The organism is Brevundimonas sp. CURTG3B2_SDJG (genome assembly GCF_057364705.1).
This window is the reverse complement of sequence record NZ_JBNFOJ010000418.1, coordinates 1-1,933: the sequence shown is the minus strand read 5'-3', so window position 1 is coordinate 1,933 and position 1,933 is coordinate 1. Positions and strand designations below refer to the sequence as shown.

At 71.5% G+C, this 1,933-nt stretch carries 2 protein-coding genes; one reads left to right on the top strand and one right to left on the bottom strand.

The genetic code is table 11. The features are described from left to right. Positions 1-357: 357 nt before the first annotated feature. Complete coding sequence (locus AC2W7C_RS17315; protein WP_486002478.1) at positions 358-603, top strand: hypothetical protein; 246 nt, start codon at positions 358-360, stop codon at positions 601-603. 147 nt (positions 604-750) lie between these two features. Here AC2W7C_RS17315 and AC2W7C_RS17310 read toward each other — a convergent pair. Beyond that, positions 751-1,933, bottom strand: a 1,183-nt coding sequence (locus AC2W7C_RS17310) for an amidohydrolase (RefSeq protein WP_486002477.1), incomplete at its 5' end; no start/stop codon positions are given.

Sequence of the window (1,933 nt, the reverse complement as noted above, 5' to 3'; positions counted from 1 at the left end):
CGCCGCGCGCTTCGGCGTGGACCGCTGGCTCAGCCTATGTCCCGCCCCCGCCAGCGTCAGCGATGACGACGGCGGGTGATCCGGTAAGGCCCCAACAGAGCCGCCAGCCGGAGAGCGCGCGCACCAACGACCACGCGGGGCGGCCTGTCTCGTCGAAACGGTAAAACTCTTTCGCTCCGGGCGAGGCCCGGACGCCCCGCGCCCTCCCCGACCTTCCGGAGCCCGCTCCGGAAAGATGAAGACGCACGCCTTCTCCCTCCCTCCCCGGGACGGGGAGGGAGAAGGGCGACGCGCGCCACGCTTGCATTCGATCAACCCACAGACGAACATCCCCGCCCGTCCCCATGGAGGTTTCCGATGAAGATCCTGACCGCCTCGCTCGCCGCCGTCTGTCTCGCCGCCGCCGTCCCGTCCGGCGCGTCGATCGCCAGTCCGCCCAATCCTCAGTACTTCCAGTGCGTCCAGCAGAACATGCAGTCCTGCTACCCGCGCGACGGGAACGGCAACATCTACAAGCCCAACCCCGACACGCCCGAGGGCGAGGCCTTCGCCCAGTGCTCCGCCGACGTCCGCGCCATGTGCGCGGCCCTGTACCCGGGCTGATCCCTTCCTTTCGTCATCCCGGCCTTCGCCGGGATGACGAAAGACGAGGACGGTCGGGCTACGTCCGCTTCAGACGGCGTTTCTCCGTTCGGCGCCTCGAGATTTCAGACGCTCCAGACCCTCCGGCCCCTGCTTTTTTCCGTCGCCTCAGTCCCGCTCCAGGAACCGCAGCGCGCTCAGCACGTGCGCCTTGACCCCCACCGGCAGGGCCGCCTCGTTGACGTCGAACTGGGGCGAGTGGTTCGGGGCCGCCGCCGCCGGGTCCTGGCCGTCCGGCGTGCCGCCGAGGTGATAGAAGACGCCGGGGACCTCCTGGGACAGGTAGCTGAAGTCCTCGGCCACCGTCGTGGGCGGGGTCGCCGGGTTGACGTTGTCGGCGCCCGCGGCCTCGGCCAGCACCGGGGCCAGCCAGGCCGACAGGGCCTCGTCGTTGAACACCAGGGCCGCGTTCTGGCGGACGGTGAACTCGGCGGTCGCGCCATAGGTCTCGGCGACGTTGTCGATGGCGATCCGGGCGCGGCGCACCAGGTCGTCGCGCTGGGCGATGTCGAAGGTCCTCAGGGTCCCGGACATCGTCGCCTCGGCCGGGATGATGTTGTAGCGCACGCCCGCGTCCAGGGTGGCGATGGTGAAGACCGTCGGCGTGGTCGTCGGGTCGATGGTGCGGGCGGTCAGGCTGTTGATCGTCTGGACGATCTGGGCCGAGGCCGAGATCACGTCCACGCCCTTCCACGGCCAGGCCCCGTGGGTCTGGCGGCCGTGCAGGGCGATGTCGATCCGGTCCGAGGCGGCCATGAAGCCCCGCGGGCGATAGAACAGGGTCCCGGCCTTCCCCGGCACCACGTGCAGGCCGAAGATGGCGTCGGGGCGGGGATCGCGGAGCGCGCCCTCCTCGATCATCAGGGCCGCGCCGCCCTTGGGCTCGCCGGGCGGGGCGCCTTCCTCGGCGGGCTGGAAGATGAAGACCACCGTGCCCTCGATGTCGGCCTTCATCCCGGCCAGAACCGTGGCGGCGCCCATCAGCATGGCCACATGGGCGTCGTGGCCGCAGGCGTGGGCCACCGGCACGGTCTGGCCCATGTAGGTCCCCGTGGCGGTCGAGGCGAAGGGCAGGCCGGTCGCCTCCAGCACCGGCAGGGCGTCCATGTCGGCCCTCAGCGCCACGGTCCGCCCGGGCTTGCCGCCCCGCAGGATCCCCGACCACCCCGGTGCGGCCCACCCCGGTCCGGACCTCCAGCCCCAGGCCGCGCAGGTGCTCGGCGACCACCCCGGCTGTCCGGGTCTCGGCGAAGCCCAACTCGGGATGCTGGTGCAGGTCGCGCCGCCAGGC